Source organism: Caballeronia sp. M23-90 (assembly GCF_053574605.1).
Window position 1 is genome coordinate 1 of sequence record NZ_JBSIPA010000014.1, and the last position, 13,221, is coordinate 13,221.

Sequence of the window (13,221 nt, forward strand, 5' to 3'; positions counted from 1 at the left end):
GGGTGCGCATCATTACGAACAGCAGTACAGGGACCGTGTCATCAAACAGCTTCATCGCCGCGCGGCGCAATTTGGATATTCACTACAGCCTCAGGACTCGCCAGCGTGAAGGTGAGTTTCTTAGGAAGGCATTCTCGGCAAAGCGGTCTACAACGACGCCAACGAGAAAATTGGTTCGATCATGGATTTGGTGATTTCGCCGGACACAACGGTTTCAGCAGCCATTATTGCCACGGGCGGATTCCTCGGTGTCGCGACCCATGATGTCGCGGTACCGATCGGGTCTCTCGATATTCGTAACGGCAATTTCTATTTGGCCGGCGCAACGAAACAAGCACTCAAGGACACGCCCGAGTTCCAGTACAACAAAGTGCAGACGCCAGCCAAGCCAAGAAAGCTTCAGGCTAAATAACACCTGAGCGCGTACGCGGGGCCTTGCCACAAAGCGGCGGTCGCTGACCAAGCGTGAATAGGAAGTCGCGACCTGCAAAGGGTCGCGGCTTTTTTTGCACTGGGGCAAGCGTTCGATGTCCTGAGCGAGCCGGAGAACAAGACGCCCTCGTCGCCGTAAGAGCGCGATTGTCACCACTTCAGGCTCGCCCCTTTTTGCTTATCGCAAGCGCAAACGTCTTGAACAACTCGAGTTGTGTAGGCGCATAAACCTGGGCGCGCTCCCGCTTACCACGCGATGAATGGGTTGTGCCGACTGTGTTTGCGACGGCACACGCGCCACGTGCGGCATCGGCTTGTGCCATCACCCACTCGTGGCTTGCGCTATCTAGGCTCGCATTTCGGCTTTTTGGACCTCCTGTCGATTACATCGATAGCCTGCGACACAACCACATGGGGCTTTCGGATCTCGAAAAAGCGAAGCAAGCGAAGCCGAAGGTAGTGGTAGAGCTCGTCTGGCGCAAGGATTGACTCGGGCAGCAACGGATGGATTTGGCAAGGCGTCGCCGCAGCGATTGCCAGCCCCTCAACCGGACACCCATACACGCTCAGGAGTGAACGTAACGCGCGCAAGACCGCTGCAAGCCGTCGCACCGGCGCGGTGTGAAGCACAGCCCCATCCTCAGCGTGCGCTGCGATCAATGTCTCGGCGTCGAGCCCTGGTTCGACGCTTCCCTGAAACGGCATTACACACACAACAAACGCGCCGAACGGCGTTACGACCACCACATCCAGATCCGTAATCGCGCACTGTGTGTGAGGCGCATGGACAAAGCGCAGCCCGCAACGTATCGCATAGTCGCCTACCCCTAAGCGACGCAGCACCTGCTCGAACAAGGCCGAGACACCCTTGACCATTTCATCCATGCCAAGAACAGGCGAGCGCAGATTTTTACTACTTGTCTCAGATGCGCTTTCGGCCAAACGCCGGGCACCGCAATCGCTCAATACCGATGTGGTCAAAACAATCCCCTCTTCAAAGTAGACCTTACCAGCCTAAGCAAAGAAGAAGAAAGTCAAGCAGCCTGCGAGGCGCACCGATCGCAAATGATGCGCAGCCGGCCGATCATCAAGCCGCGCGTCCGGCCGCGCCTCTTGCACAATGAATGACGAGTCGTGGGAGCGCTGAAATTTTAGACAGTCACGCTCTCGTCGCTCTCGTCGCTCTCGTCGCTATGGTCGCTATGGTCGTTCCCCTCATCGCCGTCCCGCGCTGCAGCGCCGCCGCTCACGCGAGCGCTTGGATCGCTTACCTTGGAAAGCACGCGATACAGCGCCTGGCGCGAGATGCCCAGTGACTTCGCCGCGTGCGACTTATTGCCGTTTGCTGCCGCGAGTGCCACGAGCGCTTGCTCGCAGCTCACCACCGGCGCATCAATCTTGCGAATCGCTGCAAACGAAGAAATGTAGGCGCCCGCCTTGGTCGCTAGTCCATGCCCAGCGGCCGCGACAATCTTTTCCATCGCAAGCTGGTGCAATTGCGGATCGGGCTTTTGATCAGGACGCTTGATCGGTGCAGGCACGCCGGTCACTTGCTCGTACATGCGCTGCAAGTAGGCGTGGCGCAAGCCATGCACTGTCACCCCCAAACCCTTTTGCGAGACGCCCTCATTAGCCAACACTTTATAAAAATGGCGATACCATTTTTTGAGCGAATAAGACTCGGGAATCATTGAGCCCGTACGGGGGTTTGCCATCTGCGCGGCCCGAATAAGCAGGTCATACTGCCAATCGGCATCGATGGGCACCACACGCGGGCGCCCGCCTTTGGTCCCATCGGTCACGTGAAGATGGCCGGATACGCGCAGACACTGAAGTGGGCGCAGCAGCATGCTCTCTTGCGCGCGCAAGCCAAACGCGGACTGTAACTCGACCTGAATCGCAACCCACCGGTCGCTGTGCGATAAGCGCGCGATGACTTCATCAACATTCACGTCCGCGGCCTCCCACGATTTGTCTCGTTGCGCCACGTAATACCGGCGGTACCCGTCGGGGCGCGTGATGTAGTCATCGACCGTACCCACTAGCTGGTGTTTGCCCATCCATGCTGCGAGCGTGCGCCAATACGTGAGTTTGTTTTCGACCGTCCCTGGGCTCTGTTTATTTTTAATCACCCACACATTAACCAGATGCCGAATATGCTTGCTCGAAATATTCCACGGTGTCTCAATGGCAAAGCCATCGCGCCTTAGCTCTTTGAAACCGGCAATCAAAGACAAGAGGCGCCGCTCCTGTGTTTTAATTGAAATGGCATTGGCCGTCACCCGCGTTTTACTATGCGCATGAGACAGGAATTGTTGGAAGAGTTTGTCCAGCTCTCCGGTTAAACGCTTAGGAAGACCTGATCGTTCGAGTAAGGTGCGAAAATTGATAACGACTTTCATTTGATATGTCCTCTGAATAAGCTGGAGCCGCGTTCAAGGCGGCACACATCGGAATAAGATTTACTCGCTTTGACTGAGCTGATTCACCATCGAAATTGGCATGTCGTTCAGCTTGCATTCAATGTGGCGTGGGTGCGGGCTCACTAAAAGACCCGCGTCCATGCCAACGTGTCCGCACAAGAAAGTGCACTCAGTGGAGCTTCGTTTTCTGTCAATAGATGAAAAGCGCGCCACAGATGGGCGGCCAAGGCACTCAGTTTTCGACACCGAGCGACAAGCGTGCGCCGTCGACGCACTGACGCGACACTAACCGCACTCGTACGCCTTGGATGGTCCGCACTTAAACGTGCCGTCTGCAAGTTGCTATCCATCGAACAACAGCCTTGTTCAATTTCTCTAAGCCATTATCAAGCCAATAATTTTTTCTTTCGCATAACTAATCTCCTTACCTATTTAGGTGCAATTTCTTCCTACACTTGACCGCTCGTTCTAATTGCTCCAAGCGTTGCTACCTTGATTACCGCGAGATCCTCGGGGCGCCGGCTTGGTGACTTTCGTCTTCAAAATTCCATACAAGCGCTTTGCCCATTTCAAGATGTGTCACCATCGGTAAGCGAGTTTCCATCGGACCGGATTGCATGGCGAAATACGAACTCTCTTTTGTCGCACGATCCAGAGCTTCAACGGTTGCGGGGTGTTTTTCCACCGTGTGATGGGTGTCTCGGTATGTGTTGTCATCAGCGACCGTTAGTGGCGGTGAATGATTCGGCAAGCGGCCGCAAACTTGTTCGAGAAACCGACGCTTTAGCCCTTGGCCTGTTACGCCGAGCCCTTTTTCAGTGATTCCGTGCTTCTTTAATACCCCGTAGTACACGCGACACCACTGCTGCTTCGTCAATCTGTCACGCATCGTCGTCCCCGTATATTGATCGGCTAAACCCGCAGCCTCCGAAAGCACGGCGAGTTTGACCTCGGATGGAACCATACGCAAACAACTACCTTTCGGTCCACGCACAATCGCCAAAAAATCCCTGCACCGAGCTGCATCCTTTGGCCTGAAGACGAAACTCTCCTTCACTCCCAGGTCAAACACTGCCTGCAGCTTGAGCTGAGCTGCGATGTGAGCGTCAGTACGTGCAATGTCCTCGATGACGGCAACGGCATCGATTCCATCGCCGGAAAAAGACATTTTTCTCCCTGACGCATCGGGGCTACTCCACCCATGCTTCTCGAGATCGACGTAATCAGCGAGCGTTGTGACCAAACCCGGCCTAGCTATCCACTGAGCGAGCGCGCGCAGATGTGTGAGCTTGTTGTCAATCGTGCTGGAGGTTTGGCCTTGCGCAAGCCAAATCTCTACGAGCAACTGCACGTGCTTTGCTTCTAAACGATACGGAGATTGGATTGCGTGACCGCCTTGATGGAAGTCCTCGAACGCCTTGCAAAGCGCTCGGGCACGGAGTTCCTGAGTACGGACTGATAAAGGCGTTACGTTTTTTCCGGACCGACTGTGCACATGCCCCACGTTGTCTTCGAGCAGGCGCGCAAGCGCACCTTTAAAGTCTGCCCGCAGCTTGTATGATTGAACTATCTTAAATACATCAACTAAATCAACCATTGGTCATTTCTCTGGAAAGGTTTGCGCAAACAGGAGCGATGCGAAGCATCCCACGCACGCAAGATAGGACAAGCTTCTTCAGTCACCGATGTGGGTCTTGTACGCTTCGTGTGAACCGGTTGGAAGCGGCTCTCATATCTATTTGCGGCGCACAGCACTACTTTGGCGGACATCACGTTTTCCGTGATCGGACAATCTCAACGCAGGTGCCAAGTACTGGACGTAGAGCCGGCCCGACAGCTGGCCCATCTGCTTTGCGCTCGCCGCGCCTTTGCGAAAATTCGCACAACGCGTCAAACTGGACGTTCGTTGTCATAACTCGTGATGGGTAAACCGTCGTGCCGATCGATACGACGGGTGGGTTTTAGGAAACTACGCTCTTGCATTCCGGGACTTTAGCGATGATTGTTTGATCCACCCGACGCAGGGAAGCGGCTGCGCTCCGATGGTCCCAAGTCAGCAATGCTGACTTGGACTACTCAGCCGACGCACGTTAGGGCGGCAACTAAGCAATTCTTTTTGCGCATTTTGGTTCGGCTGCGCGTGCCGATCGATTAGTTCTCGGAAACTCGTACATGCTTCGTACATGAAGTTTCCCGCCCCTGGCAAGCCGGTGTATCGTTGCCGCGGTGTATCGGGCAACCCACACCATGCCCAGCGATAATGCTGAAGGCGCGAGTTGAATGTTCTCGAGCGCTGTGAGTCCGTTCACACGCTCGTCCTTAGTCGCATCCTCCGCGCTTAGCGCACGCGGATCATGGGCGTTTGAGATGCCTGCGACGCCCGGGTGTTGGGACGGCGGCACGTGATGCAGGTGGCGGACGTCTAGGACGTCTTTCATGAAGATGGCGTTCATTGGAAAGCGTTGTAATGGAATTGGGGCCCTTAGGCTCAAGTCGATGCGTCGATGGCGCGGTGTATGAATGAATCGTACCGCCGCGCGCATGGCGCATAAGCTTGCAAAGCTCACGAATTTGCTATGTCTTTCGCGGCAAGCGGCGAAAATGGCAGTACACACGGGCGGTGCGGTTGATTGGTGCACGCGTTCTCGAGGTGCGCGAGGCAAAGCATGCCTTCGGCTTAGCGCGCGCAAAGCGCCCCCCTTCCTTTTAAATTTAGACCCGAGAGTCTGGGCCAAAATCACATGTTCGAGACTGTAAGCGCCGCTTACAGTCTCCAAGGCCTCGGGTTTTTATATCTATATGATTTAAAAAGAGACTTTTCATTTTTACCCCGGATAACAAAAATATAAAGTTGGAAAATTCCTCCGTCTCTCGCCATAAGATCGAAACGGATTTGACGGAGTAACTGCTTTCAAATGCGGGATCCGCGCTGGGCAGCCCTTAGCTGGACACCCCTCAATCGGTGACGCCGAAGGGCGCAGTCGCGGCGAGCCTCGCTGCGTAAACGCCTGTGCTTACATCACTTTTGATGGACACACTCGCGCTTTTGCGTCCGACAGGACCGCGTCTCCAACGACTTTGGAAAGGTCAAGCAAAGGACAACACTGACCGACACCCTGATCGGCGATCAGGGTGTCTTGGAGACGTAGTATTTCCAAATCTTTGATTTAAAAAGATAATCCGTTGATCCGAGAGCGGATAACAGCTAGGAAAATTACGGTAAACTTTTGGTACAAAACAGGAAAATTTCTCCCAAAACGCTTAGTTCTTTTCAACACCCCCTCCTCCGCGGCCGTTCCCGTTGGAATAACTTACAAAGACAGCTTGAATAAATAGACGGAACTCATAGCGCCGAATCTGGGTGCGACCGGTTTTAAATTTGAACCAATTTGAACAAGGCCGGGTTTGCCTTCACCAATCGTTGCGAAGAGGATCGCGTCGCTTTTACGGAGTATCCAGAAGCGCGAGAAATCCTTTGAGCCGCATCAGTTGATCCGGAACAAGCTCGTGCGTGTCCGCCACGTTTCGAATCCGTCCGCGCCAGTAGTCAAGGTTGAGGGTAATAGGACGGTCGCCTTCGGCTTGGATAACGGCATATCGAATGACAGCATCTAGATGCCTGATTTCTGCATCCGCGAGAATTGAGGTCCGGCGTTTCGGTTGATTCGGGACCAAATGTCGCTTATTAAGGCCCCTCATTAAATTGCTCCTGATCGCTGCGGTGCGACGAAGATCGCCGTGCGCTGCGCGCGCACGACGCAATTGTCGCGATGGAATTCGTCAAAACGGTCGGCCAACCCCAATTGTTCTGTAATCCTATATATATTTTTAAAAAAATTTCTATATGAATAAAGAATTGACCCAATCACAGTAAGCGTTTGGCGAGATCGACACCCAGCAACGACGATATAGCCAAGTGAAGGGATGATGAAAGCGGGACGTCCAGGGTTTTTGGTCAGCATTAATAGATGGAGTCGTAAGTGACAACCCATCTTCCCGTTTTGGTGGCAATGTCAAGGCGGCTTCAGTAACCTAAGCATGTGATTGCTTGCCGCCTTAGAGCAGGCCGGTCTGTAAATTTACCTATCCTGTAACCAATGCGTCGGCAAGTTCTTGTGACGGCGTGTCCAGTTTTCGAATATCAAGTAAGACCCCACGCTGAGCGACGCGGGATCCCGCAGCTACGAAGTCAATCGGGCATCGAGATGAACCTACGTCGTCGGTAAGCTGGCAAGTCCCGTGTCAACATAGCTGGCGCAAACTAAGCCAGCGGCACTTGGCCCTCGGTTGCACGGAAGTGAAGGAATCGTTGCTTCCTTACGAAAGGCACCGGTTTTTTGTGAGCTTTAAAGATCAAAACATGTCTTTAAAGCCCTAGACTTAATTGATCCCCGCGCAACCGCGCATCGAATTCCGGCGAGTCTATGGATCTCGTCGCTCGTGTTTTTCGATGGTATCGCCTTAAGCAAGCCGAGAGTGGCCAGCGGCGCAGCTCCGCCGTCTCAACGGCCGCGTGTTTATCACTCCGATTCTTCACTGCTGGTGGACTAGCCATCTATCAAAAGTTTTTTTTGCGCTATCGAATCTGCTAGCGCCAACCCCTGCGGGAGAACTCCCGTTGGGGGAGAACGCCCGCATTTCCGATGAGGTTTATTACCATGAAGTTCGTTCCAATAAGGATCCGCTACTCTTGCGGCATTATTATCGATGACCGCGTTTCGCTGGATTTAGAAACTCGCGAAGTTCATTTCAGCCCCCGCCTAACAGTGATGCTATTAGAAATGGCGAAAACCGAGGATGCACCCATGATCTCGATCAATTTGAACGGGCGCAATCTCCCAGTGGTACATGGCAGCGATGGGGAACTCACCCTCGGTTCCGAGAGCGACCGAATGCGCGTCGGTGCACTTCGATCAATCTTCCAGCCTAATAGAAGACAGCGGCACGCGAACGGCCACTTCGCTCATCTCCTTAGCATCGCATCGTTCGCGGGGGCATGCTGGAGCGCGTCCTCCGTCACGACTTGGAACCTTACCGCCGCTGCAGACGTGGCAAGTTTTTTGGTCTGCGCTGCCCTCCTTGGCATCGTAGGTTTGTACTGCAAAATGGATTAACGAGCATTCCACTTGCGATGAACGCTATCGCACCCTTCTAACGTCTAACGCTGATAAAGATTTGACAATGACCAGTAGGTTCGATTAGAGCCATCGAAGTCAACCGCGTCCTGATAAGTCGCACCCGACTTTGCTTTCGCAATGTTGACGCTACAACGCACCGCGCCCATCAGGGCGCGGTTTTTTTAACGAAGGGTGACCCGGATGCATACCAGCAAAGCCGCTTCAAGCGTTGCAACCCGCCATGGCAGCATGTCGCCCAATTTCGCCTTAGCAGACTAGACTAGAGAACGATTACTAGTGGACGGGGATCGTGTACCAAGGTGTACAAACGCGCGCTTTCGGCGCGTGTACAACGGTTCACCAGGTGAAGTTTCAGCCTCCGCCCTGAGAGCGGGAGGAGTTCAACTCATCGATCTGGGCCTTCGAAAAATTTGATATGTATTGCGCGAGCTCCGCTTTCGAAAACAATTCAGTGACATCTCTTTTGTCGTGCCTCCTCTTTATGATTTGCCTGATGGCTGCTTCAATCTCTTTCCGGTAGAGCAACGCGACGATCATATGACTGCATTCAATCTTCAAAAAACTTATTTTGATAACCTGGTCGCACATGTATTTTGACCTTCTCGCGCCATGTACTGCGAGAAAGATTTAGCTCATGTAATACGGTCTTTGCAGGTCTTATTGCACTGCAACGCTTTGGGTTACGCGCATTAAATTTGAGTTGCAACATCCCGATTTCGTTCTGAATCGCAATGAGTCTTGCCCCGACCGCAGGGGTCAACGTATCGCCCATAAACAATCGTCTAACCTCGTCAGGCAGCTTATCTATCGACATCGCTCGGCTGACGGTAGTCCTCGGCACCTTAAGCCCTTTAGCACCATCGGTTATGGTGCGCCACTCTCCGCGTGCCTGTCCGGCTTTTAAAGCCTTTGCGATATCGAGCGGGAGTCGTTTCCGGATTTCGATATTGGGCTGCAAGGAAATTTGTCTATTAATGGTGTTGCTCATGTTGGTTGGAATCATTCCGGTGCCAATCCGGGTCTTTGGCGGACACGCTTGCAGCGCGGCTATCGCGACAGCAGGACGTCGATCGTTTGAGATAGTGGCTTAAGAACGTGCCCTAGCAATGATCGTGGGTAACCCTTCTCGTTTGTGTGCGACATAAGCCGTCCGGAGTTTCCTGGTCATCCCCAGCCACGCGTCATGATAAGTCAACGCCTTGCACTTTGGCTGGGCGACTTACCGGAGAATGCCAATGATCCCGATCGAGTACATTCGCGCAGCATAGCAATACCGCGCTGAGTTGAAAGTCGAACTGACAGCCGCAGCTTTACTTGGTCTGATCATCAGCTACCACGCCATGACCAGTCCTTTGCTTAATTGGTTGGCTCCGTAGCGCCACAACATTTCGCGCGCCCCTATCAAGTGCTATTGCCTATTTCCTGCAGATTTCGCCCCCCCTTATACGGCGTATAACCCCCCGGAACTACCTCAATTAATGTAACCCTCTGAAAACAAAAGAATTCGAGAGAGAAAGCCAGGGGGGTTACAAACGGTCCAAAAACAGTCCAGCACTGCCGCAGAACAGAATTTTTGGTCTCCGCGATCGTGGTCGCTGCTGCATAGAGGAAGAGGTTTCAACGAGGGCGAAGGAGATACAGTTCTCGTTTTACCAACGCGAGAAACTTACGAGTTAGTAATCAGTTAATTCACTCGGAGAAAACAGATCCAAAACGCTAACTAACACACGCCATCGGGGCGTTCTAACCGAAGAAGGCCCCTATACGCCGTATAACCTGTTTTTTCGCGATCACAATTTTTATCATCATGATTTTTAATCAAAATTTACATTTTTTGGCTAATTCTGTTCCTCTGAACGGCATGCACATTCAACGGGATTCGCGATGGCCGCCGCCCAACCAGAGGCGGGTTTCTTTACTTCGAGCAACTCGGAGACAGCAGGCAGCGAACTGCGGTGCGATCTCCAAGACGTCGAGACTCAGGCGGCACATCCGATTATCGGCAAGATGGCTAAAAACTTGAGTTCCTTTTTGACCTCATGAACTGAACGCCAAAGGACATGCGACAAGGCACAGGAAACGACCTGACGTAGTCTTGCATCAACTTTGTGCACTTTTTTCGACTTTGCATTCGTGCGGCCCATATCTTGGATCAGTGTTCCAGATAAATTGGTGGGTATCACTGTCGCCTTGCTGCACACTCGCTTGTCGCTTAGCGGGATAACTGCCTCGACTGCAAAGTCACGTTGTACCATCAATTTATTGCAAAAGCTGGCCGCGTGTCCACCGACAAGTGGGCGTTATAGTGATTAACTCAATTCTTTCAAACACTTTTCGCCAGGATCTATTTGATTTTTAATCGGACTTTTTGGTTTTGGAGAATAAATATTAGTGGAACACCGCGCACACCGCGGAGGCCAAATTTTAAAAGCCTCACCTTATCCGGGGTGACAAGCATACGGGGGCACAACTTTGTGGACAGTGACATCAGAGAAAGGTAGAGCAGCAGCGTCTTGCCCATGTCCGGCGCGACCTGCTGCGGTCGACCTGAAGCAGGTGAAAGCGTCATAAGTCCCCGTCGCGACAAGTTTATCATCGTCGATACCCGTCACGCGCGTCCCCCATGCCCGGGACCGTGAGAATAAAAGCGGCCACTTGTGCAATTTCGTCCGTTAATCACCGCAAGTGGCTGCGTCATTCATATTCGTACAACCAGGGCCTCATGCCAAGATTCCGCCAACGCTGCGGCATCGAGAAAAGTAAGGCGCGTAAGGTGAACCTAGCCGTTTTCTGCTAGGTAGACGGCTCACCAATAACGTAAAAAGATCATGAGTTTTAGCAACAAGCGAAGGAAGAGGAGCGTTGGTCGCCCTAGGCCAATTGCAAGATACACGCCGCTCAACGAAATCAACATGAGCCAAACAGTAAAATCGCTCTTGGGGAAGAAACCCACGTCAACGGCGAAAATCAAATAGCACACCACCGCGAAAATCGCTCGACGAAACATCCAATTCAGCCCTTTAAATTTACTGTACATTGTCGTCCCCGCCCTTACGGCCCACGACCGCCGCACGCCAGAACAAAACGATAGATTCGGATGCTGAGAAACTCGCTGCAATAAGAATCCAGAATTGAATGCCGCGAGTCCAGTCAAGCTCGCGAAGGCTTGTTAGTAACGTCATAGTATTGCTCCAATCGATGGTTGACATCGGGTGCTCCTATAGCAGACCCGATATCTTCATCGTCGCAGACCACGGCGAAAGTCAAGGCTGGCACAAGTGCGGTATAAAGCCACCGCTTTACATCCCGATTAGTCGACGCGTGATCGCAGATCGCGAAAAATTCATACGTATTGGTACATCAGAGCATCAAACAAAGAGGATAACTAAGGTATTCAGATAACGACGAATTTACCTCGCAGCTCAGACAGCTCTGAGAGATAAGAATCATCCTAACCGTGGGCAATTTTGGTGGAACGGGAGACGGCAATCCAGCACGAAGAAGGGCACCGCCTTTTAGATTCAACGACACCGCCCTCCTTTGTTTTGCATAACGAAATTTCTGATAAAACCAGAGTTTGTGTGAATTTCGTTCAGGTTAGCGAAGATGCAATACACCACTTGACGTCTATTATCTCAGCAACATCCCGCGCGACGCAAAAAGATGAAGTGGGCACGGAGTTCTATCACTAGCGGGCCCTCGCACCGAGCGCTGCGTTAGTAGCATTAGAAAGGAGACATATTGATACATATAGCCGTGATGCTCTGACGGGAACATCCTGAGTGGACGACAGGCTACCTCGAAACTATTCGTGCACATCTTCGAGAATTTGAATGCGTAGATGTTCGTTTCGTGGCCACTGCAGGGCAGTGTTGATGATCGAAGGTCACCCGTCTCCGCCGGCTGGGGTGGCCTCTGGACTCAACGCAAGACGCAGTCCAAGACTGAACCGGTCATTATGTGATAAGTGACAATTACAGCGAGCGCCAATAACACAAGTAGTTCAAGCGCGAGCTTACGGCGAAGGCGATATGCGGCACGTACGTACTCGAAGGGCGACATAGGTTTTCCATCCGGTTGTTTTCGCTCACCATATGGAGAGCCGACTAATGATGTCGCGTCCAGTATGAAGTCAAGTATTTAGAGGCTGCGCATACCAACGTCTCGAGAAACTAGGTCGTAGCCCTGACACTTTGCGGAGATCCTTGCCAGATCCCGGAGCTAAGATGCTGTCGAGTGCCTTTTACGGTAGCTTCCTTTAAATCCTCCACGAAAATAAATCTCCGGCGCTTTAGCGTTGAGTAGTGACCTATCAATCTGGACTACATAATGTCTACTATATCCTCAGGTCCACAGTCGAACTCCGATGACTTTTTGTAAGCACCCGGCAATCTCATCTGGTTTTCTACTCTTTGGCGTAAGAGCATACGTTTCCACGATCAGGAAGCGGACACGTGCACACTATTTCCCAAGACATGCCAACCGGGCGCACACGGCGCACCTACAGCACCTCGTTTAAGTCAGAGCTTATCGAACAATGTCGCCAGGTAGGCGTCTCATGTTCAGCCGTGGCAATTTCGCATGGTCTGAACCCCAATGTGCTGCGGCGTTGGATTAAAGATGCCGCCGATTCCAGCGACGCTGCGCCGCCTGCACCCAAATCGGTTGTTGTCGACGTAAAGCCTGCCTTCGTCGCGTTGCCAATGACCGTGCCGACACCACAAGCGCCCGACGCGGCGCAAGCGAATGTGCGTATCGACATTCAGCGCAATGGCACAACCGTGTCAGTGCTGTGGCCGCAGCTTTGCTTGAGTGACAGCGCAGCTTGGGTTCGGGAGGTGCTGCGATGATCCGCATCGACGCCATTTGGCTTGCGACCGAACCCCTCGATATGCGTGCCGGCGCTGATACCATCCTTGCTCGCGTGGTGAAGGTATTTGGGTCCGCACGGCCACATCATGCATATCTGTTTGCCAATCAGCGCTCGACACGCATGAAGGTCTTCGTGTACGACGGTTTTGGCGTCTGGCTTGCTGCACGACGCTTGAACAAGGGTCATTTCGTTTGGGCCAATGGCCATAGTGAGATCGCTGAGACATTGAATCCCGAGCAATTGCGCGCACTCGTGATCGGTCTGCCCTGGCAGACGTTGGCGCACGACCACGTAATCGCGGTGGTATAGCAAATGACGTAAACAGTTTCGATTCCCCCGGCGTGCAGGTGCTGGC

8 protein-coding genes and 1 pseudogene are annotated in these 13,221 nt (G+C 52.8%); 4 read left to right on the forward strand and 5 right to left on the reverse strand.

The window, feature by feature from the left end:
* Positions 1-124 precede the first annotated feature (124 nt).
* Positions 125-412, forward strand: a pseudogene (locus ACRXB1_RS02925) (PRC-barrel domain-containing protein); the annotation flags it as partial.
* 362 nt (positions 413-774) lie between these two features.
* Here ACRXB1_RS02925 and ACRXB1_RS02930 read toward each other — a convergent pair.
* From ACRXB1_RS02930 to ACRXB1_RS02940, 3 genes are all read right to left on the reverse strand, one after another.
* A complete protein-coding gene (locus ACRXB1_RS02930; RefSeq protein ID WP_449491023.1) occupies positions 775-1,413 on the reverse strand; it encodes a hypothetical protein in 639 nt (212 codons plus the stop codon).
* Between the two features lie 170 nt (positions 1,414-1,583).
* Entirely contained in the window at positions 1,584-2,834 is a 1,251-nt protein-coding gene (locus ACRXB1_RS02935; RefSeq protein WP_449491024.1) for an integrase domain-containing protein, read from the reverse strand.
* A 517-nt stretch (positions 2,835-3,351) separates the two neighbouring features.
* Positions 3,352-4,452 (reverse strand): Fis family transcriptional regulator, encoded by a 1,101-nt coding sequence (locus ACRXB1_RS02940; protein ID WP_449491025.1) that lies wholly within the window; start codon positions 4,450-4,452, stop codon positions 3,352-3,354.
* 3,061 nt (positions 4,453-7,513) lie between these two features.
* Here ACRXB1_RS02940 and ACRXB1_RS02945 point away from each other — a divergent pair.
* A complete protein-coding gene (locus tag ACRXB1_RS02945) occupies positions 7,514-7,969 on the forward strand; it encodes a hypothetical protein (RefSeq protein ID WP_449491026.1) in 456 nt (151 codons plus the stop codon).
* A gap of 571 nt (positions 7,970-8,540) precedes the next feature.
* On the opposite strand, the gene ACRXB1_RS02950 is transcribed toward ACRXB1_RS02945, so the two are convergent.
* Both ACRXB1_RS02950 and ACRXB1_RS02955 read right to left on the reverse strand, forming a co-directional pair.
* Positions 8,541-8,981, reverse strand: coding sequence for a hypothetical protein (locus ACRXB1_RS02950; protein WP_449491027.1), 441 nt, complete (start codon positions 8,979-8,981; stop codon positions 8,541-8,543).
* A gap of 2,038 nt (positions 8,982-11,019) precedes the next feature.
* Complete coding sequence (locus ACRXB1_RS02955; RefSeq protein WP_062167559.1) at positions 11,020-11,202, reverse strand: hypothetical protein; 183 nt, start codon at positions 11,200-11,202, stop codon at positions 11,020-11,022.
* Between the two features lie 1,245 nt (positions 11,203-12,447).
* Between ACRXB1_RS02955 and ACRXB1_RS02960 the strand changes: the two genes are divergently transcribed.
* Together ACRXB1_RS02960 and tnpB are read left to right on the forward strand one after the other, a co-directional pair.
* The gene (locus tag ACRXB1_RS02960; RefSeq protein ID WP_449491028.1) at positions 12,448-12,843 is read left to right on the forward strand and encodes a transposase; all 396 of its coding nucleotides are present in this window, start codon (positions 12,448-12,450) and stop codon (positions 12,841-12,843) included.
* Positions 12,840-13,175 carry an IS66 family insertion sequence element accessory protein TnpB gene (tnpB, locus tag ACRXB1_RS02965; protein ID WP_449491029.1) on the forward strand — a complete coding sequence of 112 codons (336 nt, stop codon included), beginning with the start codon at positions 12,840-12,842 and terminating at the stop codon, positions 13,173-13,175. Before ACRXB1_RS02960 ends, tnpB begins: the two co-directional genes overlap by 4 nt.
* Positions 13,176-13,221 lie beyond the last annotated feature (46 nt).

Excerpts from the sequence above, each read along its gene's own strand:
- ACRXB1_RS02935 (WP_449491024.1), bottom strand. The coding sequence starts at position 2,834 with ATGAAAGTCGTTATCAATTTTCGCACCTTACTCGAACGATCAGGTCTT.
- ACRXB1_RS02940 (WP_449491025.1), bottom strand. The coding sequence starts at position 4,452 with ATGGTTGATTTAGTTGATGTATTTAAGATAGTTCAATCATACAAGCTG.
- ACRXB1_RS02945 (WP_449491026.1), top strand. The coding sequence starts at position 7,514 with ATGAAGTTCGTTCCAATAAGGATCCGCTACTCTTGCGGCATTATTATC.
- ACRXB1_RS02950 (WP_449491027.1), bottom strand. The coding sequence starts at position 8,981 with ATGAGCAACACCATTAATAGACAAATTTCCTTGCAGCCCAATATCGAA.
- ACRXB1_RS02955 (WP_062167559.1), bottom strand. The coding sequence starts at position 11,202 with ATGTCAACCATCGATTGGAGCAATACTATGACGTTACTAACAAGCCTT.
- tnpB (WP_449491029.1), top strand. The coding sequence starts at position 12,840 with ATGATCCGCATCGACGCCATTTGGCTTGCGACCGAACCCCTCGATATG.